Source organism: Bacillus sp. DB-2 (assembly GCF_003315125.1).
In the GTDB taxonomy this organism is placed as follows: domain Bacteria; phylum Bacillota; class Bacilli; order Bacillales; family Bacillaceae_G; genus Bacillus_A; species Bacillus_A mycoides.
Genome location: NZ_QNRN01000003.1, coordinates 254,624 through 270,916, shown reverse-complemented (window position 1 = coordinate 270,916; position 16,293 = coordinate 254,624). Strand labels below are relative to the sequence as shown.

Annotated in this window: 20 protein-coding genes; 5 read left to right on the top strand and 15 right to left on the bottom strand. The window is 36.5% G+C overall.

Annotated elements, in window-relative coordinates; translation table 11 throughout:
* Nucleotides 1-49: 49 nt before the first annotated feature.
* Nucleotides 50-274 (top strand): DUF1659 domain-containing protein, encoded by a 225-nt coding sequence (locus DET63_RS06845; protein ID WP_002016256.1) that lies wholly within the window; start codon nucleotides 50-52, stop codon nucleotides 272-274.
* 20 nt (nucleotides 275-294) lie between these two features.
* Nucleotides 295-510 carry a DUF2922 domain-containing protein gene (locus DET63_RS06840; protein WP_113936226.1) on the top strand — a complete coding sequence of 72 codons (216 nt, stop codon included), beginning with the start codon at nucleotides 295-297 and terminating at the stop codon, nucleotides 508-510.
* Between the two features lie 20 nt (nucleotides 511-530).
* Here the strand turns inward: DET63_RS06840 and DET63_RS06835 are convergent, their stop codons facing one another.
* On the bottom strand, nucleotides 531-929 hold the full coding sequence (locus tag DET63_RS06835; protein ID WP_002034805.1) for a DUF4359 domain-containing protein: 399 nt from the start codon (nucleotides 927-929) through the stop codon (nucleotides 531-533).
* A gap of 194 nt (nucleotides 930-1,123) precedes the next feature.
* Here DET63_RS06835 and DET63_RS06830 point away from each other — a divergent pair, with 194 nt between their 5' ends.
* Nucleotides 1,124-1,630 (top strand): competence protein ComK, encoded by a 507-nt coding sequence (locus tag DET63_RS06830; protein ID WP_113936225.1) that lies wholly within the window; start codon nucleotides 1,124-1,126, stop codon nucleotides 1,628-1,630.
* A gap of 54 nt (nucleotides 1,631-1,684) precedes the next feature.
* Here DET63_RS06830 and DET63_RS06825 read toward each other — a convergent pair whose 3' ends face one another.
* From DET63_RS06825 to DET63_RS06805, 6 genes are all read right to left on the bottom strand, one after another.
* The gene (locus tag DET63_RS06825) at nucleotides 1,685-2,155 is read right to left on the bottom strand and encodes a sigma-70 family RNA polymerase sigma factor (RefSeq protein ID WP_113936224.1); all 471 of its coding nucleotides are present in this window, start codon (nucleotides 2,153-2,155) and stop codon (nucleotides 1,685-1,687) included.
* Nucleotides 2,156-2,387: 232 nt separating this feature from the next.
* Nucleotides 2,388-2,558 (bottom strand): hypothetical protein, encoded by a 171-nt coding sequence (locus tag DET63_RS30145; RefSeq protein ID WP_181777898.1) that lies wholly within the window; start codon nucleotides 2,556-2,558, stop codon nucleotides 2,388-2,390.
* 81 nt (nucleotides 2,559-2,639) lie between these two features.
* Nucleotides 2,640-3,308 carry a YknW family membrane protein gene (yknW, locus tag DET63_RS06820; protein ID WP_113936223.1) on the bottom strand — a complete coding sequence of 223 codons (669 nt, stop codon included), beginning with the start codon at nucleotides 3,306-3,308 and terminating at the stop codon, nucleotides 2,640-2,642.
* A 124-nt stretch (nucleotides 3,309-3,432) separates the two neighbouring features.
* Nucleotides 3,433-4,632, bottom strand: coding sequence for an ABC transporter permease (locus tag DET63_RS06815; protein WP_033731086.1), 1,200 nt, complete (start codon nucleotides 4,630-4,632; stop codon nucleotides 3,433-3,435).
* Nucleotides 4,629-5,309, bottom strand: coding sequence for an ABC transporter ATP-binding protein (locus DET63_RS06810; protein ID WP_002130002.1), 681 nt, complete (start codon nucleotides 5,307-5,309; stop codon nucleotides 4,629-4,631). Before DET63_RS06810 ends, DET63_RS06815 begins: the two co-directional genes overlap by 4 nt.
* Nucleotides 5,306-6,490 (bottom strand): efflux RND transporter periplasmic adaptor subunit, encoded by a 1,185-nt coding sequence (locus DET63_RS06805; RefSeq protein ID WP_113936222.1) that lies wholly within the window; start codon nucleotides 6,488-6,490, stop codon nucleotides 5,306-5,308. Before DET63_RS06805 ends, DET63_RS06810 begins: the two co-directional genes overlap by 4 nt.
* 437 nt (nucleotides 6,491-6,927) lie before the next feature.
* Here DET63_RS06805 and DET63_RS06795 point away from each other — a divergent pair, with 437 nt between their 5' ends.
* Nucleotides 6,928-7,119 (top strand): helix-turn-helix transcriptional regulator, encoded by a 192-nt coding sequence (locus DET63_RS06795; protein WP_002089683.1) that lies wholly within the window; start codon nucleotides 6,928-6,930, stop codon nucleotides 7,117-7,119.
* On the top strand, nucleotides 7,120-7,623 hold the full coding sequence (locus tag DET63_RS06790; RefSeq protein WP_113936220.1) for a DUF3278 domain-containing protein: 504 nt from the start codon (nucleotides 7,120-7,122) through the stop codon (nucleotides 7,621-7,623). It abuts the gene before it with no gap.
* A 143-nt stretch (nucleotides 7,624-7,766) separates the two neighbouring features.
* Here the strand turns inward: DET63_RS06790 and pgtP are convergent, their stop codons facing one another.
* The 8 genes from pgtP to tagU form a co-directional block, all read right to left on the bottom strand.
* Nucleotides 7,767-9,101: an MFS transporter gene (gene pgtP / locus DET63_RS06785; protein ID WP_002034819.1), complete on the bottom strand. Its 1,335-nt coding sequence runs from the start codon at nucleotides 9,099-9,101 to the stop codon at nucleotides 7,767-7,769.
* Nucleotides 9,102-9,120: 19 nt separating this feature from the next.
* Nucleotides 9,121-10,155 carry an ABC transporter substrate-binding protein gene (locus tag DET63_RS06780; protein ID WP_113936219.1) on the bottom strand — a complete coding sequence of 345 codons (1,035 nt, stop codon included), beginning with the start codon at nucleotides 10,153-10,155 and terminating at the stop codon, nucleotides 9,121-9,123.
* A complete protein-coding gene (locus DET63_RS06775; protein WP_016102280.1) occupies nucleotides 10,152-10,934 on the bottom strand; it encodes a DUF3919 family protein in 783 nt (260 codons plus the stop codon). The genes DET63_RS06780 and DET63_RS06775 overlap by 4 nt, the downstream gene beginning before the upstream one ends.
* Before the next feature lie 66 nt (nucleotides 10,935-11,000).
* Nucleotides 11,001-12,431, bottom strand: a complete 1,431-nt coding sequence (locus tag DET63_RS06770) for a HAMP domain-containing sensor histidine kinase (RefSeq protein ID WP_113936318.1) — start codon at nucleotides 12,429-12,431, stop codon at nucleotides 11,001-11,003.
* An 11-nt stretch (nucleotides 12,432-12,442) separates the two neighbouring features.
* On the bottom strand, nucleotides 12,443-13,114 hold the full coding sequence (locus tag DET63_RS06765; RefSeq protein ID WP_113936218.1) for a response regulator transcription factor: 672 nt from the start codon (nucleotides 13,112-13,114) through the stop codon (nucleotides 12,443-12,445).
* A gap of 118 nt (nucleotides 13,115-13,232) precedes the next feature.
* Complete coding sequence (galE, locus tag DET63_RS06760; RefSeq protein WP_113936217.1) at nucleotides 13,233-14,225, bottom strand: UDP-glucose 4-epimerase GalE; 993 nt, start codon at nucleotides 14,223-14,225, stop codon at nucleotides 13,233-13,235.
* Nucleotides 14,226-14,317: 92 nt separating this feature from the next.
* Nucleotides 14,318-15,148, bottom strand: a complete 831-nt coding sequence (locus DET63_RS06755; protein ID WP_113936216.1) for an SGNH/GDSL hydrolase family protein — start codon at nucleotides 15,146-15,148, stop codon at nucleotides 14,318-14,320.
* Nucleotides 15,149-15,247: 99 nt separating this feature from the next.
* A complete protein-coding gene (tagU, locus tag DET63_RS06750) occupies nucleotides 15,248-16,162 on the bottom strand; it encodes a polyisoprenyl-teichoic acid--peptidoglycan teichoic acid transferase TagU (protein WP_016102283.1) in 915 nt (304 codons plus the stop codon).
* Between the last annotated feature and the right edge of the window lie 131 nt (nucleotides 16,163-16,293).

Genomic DNA, 16,293 nt, shown 5'->3' with positions numbered 1-16,293 from the left:
AAAACATGACATTTACACCCTATTTATAAAGTGAAAGGGGGTGATAAACATGGCAGTTGAAACAATCGTAATGGATTTAACTTTACGCCTTGTATTAAACGGAGGATTAGACAAAAACGGTAAAACAGTTTTTAAGAACAAGCAATTCAAACGTGTAAAAACAAATGCAGATTTAGGAAAAGTACATGAAGTAGCACGTGCTCTTGCTTCACTACAACAATCATCACTTCACGCTGTACAACTTGTAAGCACGTCAGATCTTTCTAATCTATAATTAAAAGGAGGGAATAAAACATGCAAGTACTAGAGTTAGTTTTCGTGAAAGAAGATGGAAAAACAGTTGCCTTTTCTATTGAAAATCCCATCACACCAGTAAATGAACTAGTCGTAAATCAAGTAATGGATACCATTCTTTCTTCATCTGTATTTTCATCAATTAGTGAAAATACTCGTAAAAAAGGGGCTCGCCTCATAGAAAAAAACGTATCTGAAGTTCAAATCACTCCGTAAATCAAAAAGACGAATCTGCATTATTTTGCAGATTCGTCTTTTTTCTTCGGCATTTCAATTGGAATAAAGATGTTTGAAAAACCAACACAAACATACTTATAATTCTCTCCGCCTAAATCAAACTCTGTCGTATATGTTGAGAAGAAAATATAATCATTTCGCTTTGTATAATGCTCAATTAATAATCCAACTTGTGGTTCAACATACTTATTTGCCAATTTTTTTCCCGCCGATGCTAAGTCGCCAAGTATACCCTCTTTGTTTTCTTTCTCAACCTCTTCTAGCTTCTTACTCACATCATTACGCTTCATAAATTGTTTTGCTGCCCAATCCGTATATTCTCCCTTACCCGGATTACTGTTTGCTAAATAAACTAAGAGAACAACAGCTAGAGCCATAATAATATACTTTTTCTTCATGCTATATCACCGCCTACTCTTTTCTATTTTCATATATATGTACAAGCGATGCAAATTAGAAAGACTATCATCTATTGATTGTAAACGAACCGTAAAAATTTACAATACGAAACAAAAGATTAATAATAATTTTACATAATTCGTATATAATTATATTCAGAATAATAATTTTTACAAGGGAGGATTTTAGAATCATGGATAATGAGAATGATATTTTTATTTCTAGTTCTACAATGATGCTCGAACCTTGCAAACACCCTTATTACCGGACAAAAATTATCGGCAGTAGCGGAAACCCTCTGTACTCTTGCCAAACAGCTATCCAACTCATAAAGAAATCTTGTCTAACACATGTTCATTCTACTTATCAAGGTAGACGTCATGCAGTCCAAATAAACTTTAAGCTCAAACAAAATGTTCCAATTCCGATTAATCACAAAGAATATATTTGCGTTTTCCCTACAGAATCTCCTTCTTCTCCAAACTGCATTTGGTTGTTCTATAACCATATAGAGGAGATAGAGTTTCCCCAAAAAACTAACAAAGCAAACATTCATTTTTTTAACGGAACTACCATAACAATACAAATAGGCTCTCATAAGTTACAGCAACAATTTTTGAAAGCTGGACATATATTATCCCGAATGAACATAAAAGATTCACTACACTTAAAAAACCCCTTGCCACATTTACTGCCTTAAAGTAAATAGAATGGAACGCAATATTTCCTTTGCCTTCCATTCTACTTATTATTCTTATCCCCTTACACTATCTCTCATTTTCTCAAGTGCTTGTCGATATACCCATCTCACTTGATAGTACGTCATCCCCATTTCAGAAGCTATCTCTCCCATATTTTTCCCTGTAAAAAATCGCTCTGAAATGATATGCTTCTCCCTCTCATCTAACACACTCATAAAGTCCTTCGCCCTCGTTCCAGCATCGTCACACTCAAATCGTTCCTCATACTCGTCCGTGCATACATAGCGCTCTTGCACTACGCATTCTTTCTTCAACCTTTCCAATATATAACCACGTACCGTTACAACAGCATAAGCAGGGAAACTACCTTTCTCCTCCTCATACCTTTCATACGCATGCCAAAGACCAATTAAACCACATTGATAATACTCTTCATAATCCTGGTAAATATTTAACCTCTTTATTTGATTTACAATCATACCTTCATACAAAACAACCGTATCTGCAAAAGTCGCTGGCTTCACACAGTACCCGTTTCTAAAAGGTATACCTCTTTAGTATTCCGCGGTACCTCTACAATATAAAATGAGAAAGGAAATTTCATTGTGGGTAATTTCAAATACTGCTGCCGGAATTTGAAATAACACTAGGCAGTATTTGAAATTCTAATAGGGGTATTTGAAATAGGGGTAAAAATAAAAAAGGTTCCTCCTATACATTAGAAGCAACCTTTTGTTTATATATTGGCAAACTATATTACTCTTTAGCTACGCTTTTGAAAAATCTATCGATCGCATATAAACCAGTAGCTAAAATACAGCTTGTAACCCCAACAAATATATAAGGATTTTTATTCGGCATATATTCTACAGCTAACAACGTTACGACTAACATAAACAAAACATTTGCTAAAAACTTCTTAAGCATATTTATCTCTCCTTACAAAGATAATGCAGCAATTATTTTTATAATTGCTGCATTTCTTTCTAATGACGCAAAACATCAATATTATTGGAACATTCCTTTTACTGCGCCAAATCCAATAGTTAAGATAAAGAAGACAACCATAAGAATTGTTGCTTTCTTTTTGCTTAAACCAGCCGTAATTTGAAGACCTAACCATGTAATAACAAATCCCCAAATTGTGAACACTTCAATATTATTTGCAATACCTTTTGCAACACCACCACTTGAAGCGAAAATCGGTCCTAAACCAGTATACATTTCTTTCCCTGATCCGCCTAAAACAAGTGCTAATACTGTGTTTATTAATAAACCAAGTAATGAAATAATGTTTGAATACACACTAATCGTTAATAATTTCTTATAAGAAGTATCATTGCTCATTAACATCATTAACACTTTATACACTGCTGCACTAATAAAGAAACCTATCGCCATACCAATAGCACCAAATACTGCACCCATACCAAACGACATTATAGGTGTAACGCTAATACCCAAATCCTTATTCATCTTAATCGCCTCAGGGGTTAAAGAGTCTACATAAACAGCAAGTCCACCAACAACTGCTCCTAATAAAACAAGTATCCAAAATGCACCCCAAACCGCATTACTAGTTTTCATTCGCTCAAACTGCACACCTGGAGATGTAATCATTCCAAATAATGATGGCTTTTTCGAACCTACATCTTGCGTATTAATATTCGCTTCCATTATAACGCCTCCCTCTATTTATATAACCCGTTCTAACGGGCGGTTCACATCCTCATGTAGAGGCTACGAACCGCCCATTAGAACGGTAACTTGTAGTAGAGAACTTCTCTACTACACTAATAATTTACTCATAACGAAGTGCTTCAATTGGATCTAATTTCGCAGCTTTGTTTGCTGGAATTAATCCGAAAATAATACCAAGTGTCATAGAGAATAGTACGCCGCCAACGACAACTTCCCAAGAAACGAGTGGTGGCCATTTCGCAAATGTGGAAACAATATATGCCCCGCCATATCCAAGACCAATTCCGATTAAACCACCTAGAAGTGTTAACATAACTGCTTCAATTAAAAACTGTAATAAAATTTTACTACGTGTTGCTCCAAGTGCCTTACGCACCCCAATTTCACGTGTACGCTCTGTTACAGATACGAGCATGATGTTCATTACACCGATACCACCAACGACTAATGAAATACCAGCGATACCGCCGATGATCATCGTCATAATATTAGTCATTTTTGAAATACCTTCTTGAAGTTCTTTTAAATTCATAACCTCGTATTTACCAGTTGCATCACTCGGTTTACGACTATTTAAGACATCTGCAGCTTTTTTACCTGCTTTTTCTAAATTATCTACATTTTTTGCTTGAACAGAAATATTTTGAATTTCATCTTTTCCATACAGTGTCGGCCATAATGAAATTGGAACTAGTGCTTCTGATGGTCCCATTCCCATAAATTCGTTATCTGATTTGTAGACACCGATAATTTGCATCGGTTGCCCCTTCATTTCAATAATTTTACCGACTGGATTAGCATCCTTAAACACCTTATCTTCCATTTGTTTACTAATCATGACAACATTATTACCTTGATCCACATCTGATTCTTGTAAAGAACGTCCCTTTAACAACTTTACTTTATTTACTGAAAAATACTCACTGTCTAATCCAGTAATACTCACCATTTCTATTTTATCTTCAATATCAATTGGTTCCATACTTGAATTTGTTGTTACAACATGTGCGATATCTGGAATTTTTTTAATTTCAAAAATATCTTCTTCAGTTATCTTCGGTGCTTCTACCATCGCCATACCAAAAGGATCATTCATATCGGCACTATAATGAATCGGTACCGTTTGATTACCTGATCCAACAAATTGGGATTTCAGTGCAGCTTCCCCGCCTTGCCCAATCGCAACGACGGTAATAATAGAGCCTACACCGATAATAATCCCTAGCATCGTCAAAGCTGAGCGTAGTTTATGAGCTAAAATAGACGATAAGGCAATTTTCATACTATCTAGTAAACTCATACTGCACACCTTCTATCTTCTGTAACTTTCCCATCTCGCAGTACAATGCGACGGGAAGAATACGCTGCTACCTCTTCTTCATGCGTAACCATAACAATCGTCGTACCTTCTGCATTTAGCTTCGTGAAAATATCCATAACTTGTGCACCAGACTTCGTATCAAGTGCACCTGTCGGCTCATCGGCCATAATAAACGTTGGATTATTTGCAATCGATCTCGCAATCGCTACACGTTGCTTCTGTCCACCTGATAACTCACTAGGTAAATGATGGACTCTATCTGATAATCCAACTTTCCCAAGCGCTTCAAGGGCTCTCTGACGACGCTCTGCTTTCTTCACCCCACCGTAGATGAGCGGAAGTTCAACGTTTTCCACTGCGGAAAGACGCGGCAGCAAATTAAAGTGCTGGAACACAAAGCCGATATATTCATTACGAATTAAAGCTAGTTTTGACTCGTCTGCTGTTAAGATATTCACATCATTCAACATATATTCACCTTCTGTTGGACGATCTAAACAACCGATAATATTCATAAGCGTTGATTTACCAGAACCAGACGGTCCCATAATAGAAACGAACTCACCGCTTTGAATTGTTAAACTAATACCATGTAAAATCGGCACTGCCAATTTTCCTTGATAATATGTTTTAGCAATATTATTTAACGTAATCATTTCTCTTTCACTTCCATTCCGTCATACACGTCGTCGGAAGGATTTTTAACCACCTTTTGCCCCACTGTTGCGCCTTCAACAATCTCTGTCCAGTCTCCATCAGTAGAACCTTTTTTCACATTTTGTTTACGAAGCTTTCCTTTCTCTTCAATATAAACAAATGCATCTTCGCCTTTTTCTACAATGCTCTTACTTGGAACAGCAATCATCGTCTTATTCTCTAAATTTACTTGCAGAGAAACGTGATAACCTGGAGATAAACCATCTTGGCTATCAAGACTCGCTTTATATGTATATTGAGACATATTTTGAGTTCCCTCACCAGCAGCTTGAGCCATCTCTGCACTCGTTGGGAATTCACTTACTTCCGTAATCTTACCTGTCCACTTCTTCTTATTATTTGCTTTCGCAGTTACAGTGAACGTTTGATCTTTTTGAATTTGTGACTTTTGAAGCTCTGTTAAAGTCCCTTGAACCTGGAACGGGTCTTTAGAAGCAACTTGTAAAAATGCTTTCCCTTGACCACCTAATGCCTGAGATGAACTTTGCGCTGCATCCTTATCTAACTTCTGTACAACACCAGTAAAATTACTATAAATCGTAAGTTCTTTCTGTTTTTTACTTAACTCTTCTTTTTGTAACTTCCCTTTTTCTTTCTCAAGGTCAGTTGTTTTCTGAGCCATTTCTAACTCGCTTACTTGCTCTTCCATCGGGTCTGTTACTTCTTTCCCAGCCCCGCCATCTTTTACCTTCTTAATTTCTTTCTTCAATGAATCAATCTTCTTTTTCCCTTGATCGTAACGCATATCAGCCATCTTCTGATCAAGATCAGCTTGCTTCATTTGAAGATTAATTTCTTCATTATCATAAGAGAATAATTTCGTTCCCTTTTCTACCTCTTGTCCTTCTTTCACCGCAATATCTTTCACTTTTCCTTTAGTCGGATCCGCATAAAAACTTTCAATATTCCCTGGCTTCACCTGACCAGAAATTAACTTCGTATTATTAAGCTTACGCTCTGTCACTTTCTCAAAACTTACAGCATCTGTCTTCGCCGTACCTTTCTTCTTACCTTGCATAACAAAAATATTAACTGCTGCTACAATAACAATTAGTGCAATAACTCCGATGATAATCCATTTCTTCTTCTTGTTTGGAGTACGAACCGTATTTGGTAACATATTCTCTCTCCTTTTATATCTTAATAGTTTAATAGATATTTAATTGTATAAAACTTTCGGAAAATTTTATCCCCACTTACATTGTTACACTCATTTTACAAAGTTTTACACAATCATTTATATTGTAACAAAAATACCAATGATTAGAAATATGACATTCTATCTTTTAAGATAGTTTTAAGGAAAAGAAAAATCCAATTTAAATTAGTTTTTTTGTATTTAGATGATACATTTTCATCTTACACAACATCAATTTCATGCTCCCTCCTTTACTAAAGAACTTCCTACTAATTTGAATTATTAAACTAAATCCCCCAATTGCATCGCCCTCATTTTTGTCATATATATTTGACATTTTATTTATCCAAGTGTAAAGTGTCATATATATATGACACTTCAGTACACGAAGCCTACAAATATTAATAGGAGGTTTATATTTGAATAACGTTAAAAACTATCGGAAATCTGAAGGCCTGTCTCAGTTAGAATTAGCTAAAAAAGTTAATGTGGCTAGACAGACAATAAACTTAATTGAAAACAATAAATATAATCCTTCTTTAGCTTTATGTATCGAATTAGCAAAAGCGTTAAAAACAGATTTAAACAGCCTATTTTGGGAGGGAGATTAAATGATGAAAATTGAATGGAAAGAAAAAGTATATAATAATTTTATTGGAACAATTAGTGAAAGAGATGAGTATCAAAAACAAGAAATCAATAAAGAATTAGCTATAGCTGGAATTGGTTTATGGTGGTTAAATATGTTGGTAATGCTACTCGTCGATACTATGAACCATACAATATCTATAGGTACTATATTTATTTTTCTTATTAATATGATTTATGCTAATTATTTAATCTTTAAATTGAAAAAAAAGGGCCTAAATGATACTGAGTGTGCAACAGAAGAAGAGTATTTACAACATAAAAAAACATTAAGAAAAGCTGGCTTAAAAGCAGGTGTACTTTGGGGCTTCCAAATGTTTGTTTTTATGAATTATATCCTTCCCTATTTAGGCTCAGAAGAAATCTCGGTTTCTTTATTTAATGTTGTGCTTTACTGCTGTGGTGGCGGATTTTTTGGTCTATCCATGTATATAGTCGGTTTATTAAATCTAAAAAAATTATATTAAGTAACTAGCCCCTCAGTAACTGAAAGTACTATTTAATATATAAGCGATTTACACATAAAACTTTAATTTTACATATGGTCGTCCTTTCGATTATAAAAAAAGCGATCCAAAATAATGATTGGATCGCTTTCCCGAATAAACTATTACGCCACTTTAGGACCTTTTCTCTCATGTCCCATTTGAACAATCAGTAAGAAAATTGTTGATAAAACACCGCCTGCTAACAGTAACATGAAACAACCATCCCAGCCAGAACGATCAACAATAATACCAATTGCTGCGTTTGCTACGAAGCTTCCTCCAACATAACCAAACAGACCACACATACCAACTGTTGTACCTACTGCAAATTTCGGTACTAATTCCATTGCACTTAAACCAATTAAAAACTGTGGTACGTAAATTAAGCAACCGATAACAGAAACTGCAATACTCACAACAAGTATGCTAGTTGCTTGCCAATATACAACCGTACCAACAACAACCCCAGCCATACTAATAACACATAATGGCATACGTTTCCCTTTGAATAATTTATCACTTAAAAAGCCGACAATTAAAGAACTTGGAATCGCTGCTGCCTCAAATATTGAATACGCTGCATGCGCTTCTGTTTTTGTAAAACCTTTAACTGTTGTTAAGTAAATTGGTACCCAGTTAATAACACCGAAGCGAATTAAGTAAACAAATGCATTGGCAATACATAAATACCAAACGAACTTATTTGTCACTACATATTTCATTAAAATTTCTTTTGGTGACATCTTGTTAGCATTATCTGCTTTTTCAAGATCTTCATAGTCATTACGATACTCATCAATTGGCGGAAGACCTTCAGATTCTGGTGTATCCTTCGCATTAATCCATACTAGAACTGCAATTACCATAACGATAATCGCTGGGAAAATAAATACGCCACCTTGCCAATGACTTTCACCAAAAATACCTACACCAATTCCAATGAATGGCGGAACAAGTAATCCACCCACGTTATGTGAAATATTCCAAAGACCTGTTTTCGTACCACGTTCTTTCTTTGAAAACCATTTCGTCATAACAATACTACACGGTGGTGCTCCCATACCTTGTACAATACCGTTTAGAACAAGTAATGTTAAAATCATCCCAAAGGAAGATGCAAAACCGAAACAAATATTAACAAGCCCAGATAAAAATAAACCTACTGCAATAAATCGTTGAGCAAAAGCCTTATCCGATAAATTCCCCATAAAGAATTTACTAAGTCCATAAACAACAGCCATTACTGCACCTAATAACCCGATTTGTGTAGTGCTAAATCCGTACTCGTCTACTAAATACGTAGTAGATAAATTAAAGTTACTACGAACTAAATAATAAGCAGCATACCCAACTGAAATTCCCATTAGCACACGAATACGTAATAATTTGTATACCCTGTCAATCATATCCGCCGGCAATCTCTCAATTGCAGGTGCTGGCTTAAGCCATTTAAACATATTCTTTCGTCTCCTTTTCTCACTGCTGAGAGAGACGCTGTCTATTCCATATCTCGATTATTCCACTATTTGATATATTTTTGTTCGTCCTTCTAACCGGCTGACCTTCTATCTCTTTCTGATTCTTCGCAAACATCGTTGGTACGCCAAACGAAACTTTTTCTAAAATGTGCCCCGCTTCTTCTGATAAACAATAATCAATAAATAAGTCCGCAATAAAACCACTCGGTGCACGCTTCAGTTTCGAAATCGCATTAACAGATAATCCTGTTTGCTCAGGTTCGTTACTTAAAATAGGAAAGCCTTGTTTTTGAAGCATTCTCTGATCTCCCGCAAAATTGATGCCTATCATATATTCACCGCTCGCAACCAGTTCTGCAGGCATATAACCATTCACCGTTACTTCACCAACTTGCCTTGCAAGATTCTTAACATACTCTTTCGCTTCTCTTTCACCTAAAGTATCAATAAGTGATTGAAACAAAGTATATGCTGTGCCGGAAACATTTGGATCAGGCATTGCAATCTTATCCGTATATACCGGATCTAATAAATCTTGCCACCTTGATGGATATGGAAGACCGAGCGGCGCTATTTCTTCATTCCACCGCTCTTTATTAATCGCGATTGCCAGTTTCTCCACTTCATAACCGTACCAATAACCATCTTTATCTTTAACAGTCTTTGAAATACGATTCGCATGCTGGGTCGTAACAGGAATAGAAAGGTTCTTTTGCTTCATCATTTGATGCGCATCTACTGTACCGCCAATAATAATATCCGCCTTCGGATTTCCAGCTTCCTCTTCTACTCTCCGAAGAAGTTCTTCTGTCGATAGACGAATAAATTCATATGTACACCCGCGTTGTTTACAAAATGACGAAAGCAAAGCTTCACCAACTTCCTCGCGGGCCGCTACATACGCAACGAGATGACGATCATCCAAAATAGGGAGACCACTTTTATTATATTTAATAGAGGTTGTATCTCGAGAGCAACTAGACATCGCTCCTCCGATTACTAGCAAAAAGAAGAAAAAGGCTATCTTTCTCATGACACACTCTCCTTTACAAGGAATTCTGCTAGGGAGCCCTTCATATACATGACATTCCCGTTATTATCACCGAGATATTGCACAACAAAGTACGATGGATACACAGAAATAGTTAGAATATCCTCCCGCTCATTCTTTACACGTTTGCCTGTTTTATAGGCAGTAATATAAGCAATCGGCTCATTCTGTGATTGTAATAATTTCTGAATTTCTCCGTAATCTGTAATTTGCCTTGCGTATCGAATAGAATCAAATATGTGTGTAAGATCTATAGTACGTATTACATCCCCTTGCCTCACTACAACTTCCTTTGCCTCCGCAAAGAAATTACTAATGCGCTCTGGTGTATAATACAGACTTAACAAATATGTTTGAAATGCTGAGATCATCGGATCCGTGCCATTCTTTCCGTATACATTAGTCTCGTACTGGAACAAGTCACCTACTGCAAAAGTACGTTTATGTCCATTCAAGTACGTTACTTCTCCAGTAAATACTTGTTCTTGATTCCTCGCTTCTCTCGGTTCTATTCGAATTCGGTCAAAGAATGAAACAATCGTATGCAAACGAACTTCATCCGTTACAACAATTTCTCCCCACTTCTCATGCCTTACTTTCACTTCAGTAGGAAGAGATTCATTCACTCTTTGTAAAACGGCTTGTTTGTCATCCACAATTGTGATTCGATTATATATTTGCTTCTCAATAACATAAAACAAAATAAGAGAAACGATCATACAAAAGACAAACATAAGAATTTGAAATGATAGCCTTTTCATTTCTGCCTACCTCCAAGATAAAAAAACGTTGTTTCGAAAATACCGCATAATTGTTTCATAAATGTATCATTTAACCGCTTTCAAGTTTTTTATGTCTTCCATCCGTCTCGGAAGTAAAAATGTAATGCATATTGTAGTTCCCATTTCTTCACTACTCTCAATTCGCATACTTCCGCCTTGCTTCTTCATAATCTCCTGACAAATGTATAAGCCATAGCCATTCCCGTAACTTGAAGGAAGCACCTTACCTTCCGGAGACTCATTCCATTCTGCAAGCACACCTTCATCCATACCAATACCATCATCATGAACAAAAACTTTCGCTTCCTGCTCATTTATAATTACATTCATACGAACTTGCGTAGCATCACTATATTTAATCGCATTATCAAGCACATTCAAGAAAATTTGCTTCGTCTTATCAAAATCCGCAACGACGTGTACTTCTGTTAACTCATTCATAACTTCAATTTCAAACTGCTGCAACCTAAGTTTCACAATCGAAACCGCTTCTTCTGCCAATTCTTTAATATTCGCGACTGTAGGTGACACTTCAAACGTACTCTTCCCGTACTTTGAAGACTTAAGTAATTCCTCTACAAGTGATAATAGACGCTCACTTTCCACAGACACATAACGGAGGCTCTCCTGCACATCTTCCTTCGATTGTAACTTCGGAATTAAATCTACATAACCGATAATTGCTGTTAGCGGTGTTTTCAGCTCATGCGTAATGCGGTCCAAGAAATCTTTCTGTTTCTCTTTCTCTTCCTTCAGCTGCTTAATATGCAGCTCAATCCCATCAGCCATCGCATTAAAGGACGCTGAAAGCTGCGCAATTTCCACATACTCATTCAGCTCAATCTTACTTTCATAATCTCCATTCGCAAGCCGATATGCCATTTGCCTTAACTGATCAATTGGTTTATGCAGAGACTTCGCCAAACGAATCGCAAAGAAAATACCAGCAGCTACTAAACAAAGAGAAGTCATTAAAAACGTCCAACTCACATTTGTTAAAACTTCCTTCTCATCCGTTAACTCATTTATAAAACGAATACTTCCAATGACATCGTTTCCATAATAAACCGGACTTGAAAACAAAAGAATTGGAGCTGGGTCTCCCTCCTCGAAAACATACGATTTCTTTCCCTTCAAAGAACTCTCGATGTCAATATTCCGATGAAGTAACGCTCCTTTTTGTGTATCTGCAACAACATCTCCATTCTTCCCAATCATCTGCACCCGGACATCCATTCGCTTCGCTAAATACGAAGCAATTAAAAGCGAATTAGGACCTAGCGTCTCTACTTCTGCTTCCTTCTCTAAATAATTCATCGTATAAATTTGCGCTTCCACACTTAACTTTTCTAAGGAATCTGCCGCATTATGATACACATTCTTCTCCAGTGCAATATAAACAACCGCATACAAAAGAACAAGAATTGGAATCAACAACCCAACTATTCCAAACACCATATTTCGTTTTAAAGACATATCATCACCTTTTAGCAATCAAGCTTATACCCCACACCATAAATTGTCTTAATATACTCCCCGCTCGTGCCGAGTTTCTTTCGAAGCCTTTGCACCATAATATCAACCGCTCTCGTATTTCCGATATACTCAAACCCCCATACCTTCTCTAATAGCTCATCCCTCATGAACACACGCTGCGGATTCGAAACAAACAACTGACATAAATTAAACTCTCGGTACGTTAACTGAACCTCCTGCCCACTCACATGAAGCTTTCGTTCCTTTGGACAAATAAGTAAATCACCAGCCACAATCACCTCATGATTTAAAGGAACCTCCTTCTTCGTCACGCGCCGCGCCATATTCTTCACCCGAAGAATAAGCTCCGCATAATTAAAAGGCTTCGTCACATAATCATCAGCTCCAAGCTGAAGACCAAGTAACTTATCATTCATCTGACTCTTCGCTGTCAACATAAGCACCGGAATATCACGCTCCTTCTCTCTGAATAAGCGTAACAACTCATACCCATCCGTATCAGGAAGCATCACATCTAAAATAAGTACATCCGGCTGCTCATTCCATCTCTCTAAAGCTTCTCTCCCATCAGCCGCCGTCAACACTTCATACCCTTCCATCTCTAACTGCATCCGAATCAAATTACGAATACTCGATTCATCATCTACTACAAGTATTTTCATCATTCTCCTCCTTCCACCCTGTATTATAGTACAGTTTAGTATAGCAAAAATAAGACAAAAAAAGAGAGGGTATTGTCGAACATATTTTGTCGACGATACCCTCTCTCATTTATTAAACTTATTTCTCATACCCATTAGGTTTCTTCTGATGCCAATCCCACGCATGCTCGATAATTGTCTTCACATTTACATACTCAGGATTCCATCCTAACTTCTCTTTCGCTTTCTGAGCAGAAGCAACTAAACGTGCTGGATCTCCCGCACGGCGTGGTGCCATCTCAGCCGGAATCTCATGATTCGTAACTTCACGAACTGCATCAACGATTTCTTTTACACTAAAGCCATTACCATTTCCTAAGTTGTAGAAATCACTTTCTCCACCATTTTGCAGGTCTTTAAGTCCTAAGAAATGAGCTGCCACTAAATCTTCAACATGAATATAATCACGGATACAAGTACCGTCTGGTGTATTATAATCATCACCAAACATCATAATCTTCTCACGTTGACCTAACGCCACTTGTAAAACAAGCGGAATTAAATGTGTCTCTGGACGGTGATCTTCCCCAATAATACCACTTGGAGTTGCACCAGCCACATTAAAGTATCTGAAAATCTTATATCTTAAATTAGAGGCTTGGCTATACCAATGAAGCATCTTCTCAATTGCTAACTTCGTCTCTCCGTACGTATTCGTCGGATTTGTCGTCGTTTCCTCAGTAATAAGGTCTACATCTACTTCACCATAAGTCGCCGCAGTAGAAGAGAAAATAAACTTCTCTACTTTAAACTCATCCATTACTTCTAGCAAGCAAAGTGCGCCATACACATTGTTATTATAATATTGAAGAGGCTTCTCCATACTAACTCCAACTAAAGAATCAGCTGCAAAATGCATAACCGCCTCGATATTTTCTTGTTTAAAAACATCTCTTAAAAATTCCTTATCACGAAGGTCACCATTATAAAACTTTGCACCTTCCGTAATTGCATCTTCATGACCAGTTTGTAAGTTATCTACTACTACTACCGATAAACCTTCATCAACTAGTTTTTTAACAGCGTGAGAACCGATATAGCCCGCTCCGCCGCAGATTAAGATTGATTTCATTGTTTTCCCCCTACATATATACTAGGATTTCTTACTTACTTTACTAATATAGAAGGTATACGATTACTCGTATACCTTCTATATACCCTTCATTACTTCGCTACAAAATAATCCGTTACATATTGCGCCCAAACTTCATGCCCTTTAGCACTTGGGAAACCGAACTCTGTTTGTAAGTACGGTAAAATCGCTTTCGTTGTTGCATCAGGCCATGCTCCCCAATGATCAACATATGTATAACCATTTTGTGTCGCAAATTGTTTTAATGCTTCAATCGCTTTCGGATAATTCTTCGCACCATACACTGGGTTTGATGGTTGAATCATAATTGTAGCGCCTTTTGCACTAGTAGAAAGTGCTTGCACAAACTTCTGTGTACTCGCTACAGAATTTCCATTACCAGTTTTTCCGTTGTCGGTAATAAATGGTGGTTCAAATAAAATTACATCCGGATTGTCTTTCGCAATCTCTTTATCGCGTTTATTCGCAATTAATTCCTCTGTACTTTCACCCTTATATTCCTTTACCGTCACATTCCATAAACCTTTACCGTAAGAAGCCTCTAAATTAGCAGTGAACTTAGCTACCCAAGCATCTTTTTCAGATGAAGAAGCTTCATCACCAACAATAACAAGATTTACTGCCTTCTTATCCGCAGCAGCTTTCTTTAACTTCTCTTTCACTGCATCTGGCAAGTTCTTCGCGTATGCTTCATTAAAAGATGACTTTACATCTTGTTTTTTCTCTTCTTTTTTCTCGTCCTTCTTCGCACGGCTATCTTTCACTTCAGCCTTTGTTTTCGTTACTTCACTCGTTTGCCCTGTTGCATTCGCAATCTTCTTATTCCAATATAATTTACCGCTCACAACAGAAGCAATAAACAATACAAAAATAAATAGGACAAGTACTGCTTTCTTATTCATCGATTCACCTCATCTATTAATCTCACAATATATAATACTAATATAAATTTAAGCAAAAATAAACCCAACTCCTTCCAAAAGAGTTGGGTTCAATATATATTACTTAGTCAATTCAAGATGTGCTTTTAACTTGTTCGTTAAATCTTGTTTTGCTGCGTCTGGAACGTAGTAGTACCAAATACCGTCAGCTGCTTTGTGACCGTCACCTGGGATTTGAATTTCCTCACTGTTCTGTATGCAATCTTTATAATTCTTTTGAATATCAAACATTTGATCTTGGGTTAAACTTGTTTTGACATTTTTCTCAATTGCTTTTAATACATCACCGTAGCTTGCTAGAGAAGAAACACTAGCGCCTTGTTTAATTACTCCTTGGATTACTTGACGCTGGCGCATTTGACGTCCGAAATCACCACGTGGGTCAAGTTTTCTCATCCTAGAATAATGTAATGCCTTCGTACCATCTAAATGAATATTTCCTTTTTCAAAATGAATTCCTTCATATGTGAAATCTAAATCATTATTTACATCTACGCCACCAACAGCATCTACAATATCTTTAAATCCATCCATATTTACTTCAATATAATGATCAACTGGCACATTAAGAAAATTCTCTACTGTTTTTACAGCCATATCAATCCCGCCAAATGCGTAAGCATGATTAATTTTATCCTTTGTACCTTTTCCAACGATTTCTGTATAAGAATCACGTGGAATACTAACAATTTTCATAGATTTTGTCGTAGGATTTAATGTAAATAACATTAACGAATCTGATCTCCCTTGATCTTCACCACGTTGGTCCACACCCATCATTAAAATAGATATTGGTTTTTTATCCGAAACATCTACCTTCTGATCTCGTTTTTCAGATTTCTCGCGATCTAATGGTTTATGGACAGCATCTAATGTATTAGACACATTAGAATAAACAGTATATGCATATACTCCACCACCGACAATAAGAACGCCAATAATACCCAGAATCCAGAATAAAATTTTCTTTTTCATCTTTTTAACCCTCTTTCGAAAATCGAAATCTTTTCTCAAAAAACATAGTTACAATTATATCTTAAATACATTCAAAATATCTATAACTATGGTAAGTATTCGAACTCCCTTATGCAATTAATTGTAATAAT

Excerpts from the sequence above, each read along its gene's own strand:
- DET63_RS06840 (WP_113936226.1), top strand. The coding sequence starts at position 295 with ATGCAAGTACTAGAGTTAGTTTTCGTGAAAGAAGATGGAAAAACAGTT.
- DET63_RS06775 (WP_016102280.1), bottom strand. The coding sequence starts at position 10,934 with ATGAAAAGGCTATCATTTCAAATTCTTATGTTTGTCTTTTGTATGATC.
- DET63_RS06755 (WP_113936216.1), bottom strand. The coding sequence starts at position 15,148 with ATGAATAAGAAAGCAGTACTTGTCCTATTTATTTTTGTATTGTTTATT.
- DET63_RS06810 (WP_002130002.1), bottom strand. The coding sequence starts at position 5,309 with ATGATTACGTTAAATAATATTGCTAAAACATATTATCAAGGAAAATTG.
- DET63_RS06830 (WP_113936225.1), top strand. The coding sequence starts at position 1,124 with ATGGATAATGAGAATGATATTTTTATTTCTAGTTCTACAATGATGCTC.
- DET63_RS06815 (WP_033731086.1), bottom strand. The coding sequence starts at position 4,632 with ATGAGTTTACTAGATAGTATGAAAATTGCCTTATCGTCTATTTTAGCT.
- DET63_RS06835 (WP_002034805.1), bottom strand. The coding sequence starts at position 929 with ATGAAGAAAAAGTATATTATTATGGCTCTAGCTGTTGTTCTCTTAGTT.
- DET63_RS06845 (WP_002016256.1), top strand. The coding sequence starts at position 50 with ATGGCAGTTGAAACAATCGTAATGGATTTAACTTTACGCCTTGTATTA.
- galE (WP_113936217.1), bottom strand. The coding sequence starts at position 14,225 with ATGAAATCAATCTTAATCTGCGGCGGAGCGGGCTATATCGGTTCTCAC.
- tagU (WP_016102283.1), bottom strand. The coding sequence starts at position 16,162 with ATGAAAAAGAAAATTTTATTCTGGATTCTGGGTATTATTGGCGTTCTT.
- DET63_RS06805 (WP_113936222.1), bottom strand. The coding sequence starts at position 6,490 with ATGTTACCAAATACGGTTCGTACTCCAAACAAGAAGAAGAAATGGATT.
- DET63_RS30145 (WP_181777898.1), bottom strand. The coding sequence starts at position 2,558 with ATGCTTAAGAAGTTTTTAGCAAATGTTTTGTTTATGTTAGTCGTAACG.
- DET63_RS06790 (WP_113936220.1), top strand. The coding sequence starts at position 7,120 with ATGATGAAAATTGAATGGAAAGAAAAAGTATATAATAATTTTATTGGA.
- DET63_RS06770 (WP_113936318.1), bottom strand. The coding sequence starts at position 12,431 with ATGTCTTTAAAACGAAATATGGTGTTTGGAATAGTTGGGTTGTTGATT.
- DET63_RS06780 (WP_113936219.1), bottom strand. The coding sequence starts at position 10,155 with ATGAGAAAGATAGCCTTTTTCTTCTTTTTGCTAGTAATCGGAGGAGCG.
- DET63_RS06765 (WP_113936218.1), bottom strand. The coding sequence starts at position 13,114 with ATGAAAATACTTGTAGTAGATGATGAATCGAGTATTCGTAATTTGATT.
- pgtP (WP_002034819.1), bottom strand. The coding sequence starts at position 9,101 with ATGTTTAAATGGCTTAAGCCAGCACCTGCAATTGAGAGATTGCCGGCG.
- yknW (WP_113936223.1), bottom strand. The coding sequence starts at position 3,308 with ATGGAAGCGAATATTAATACGCAAGATGTAGGTTCGAAAAAGCCATCA.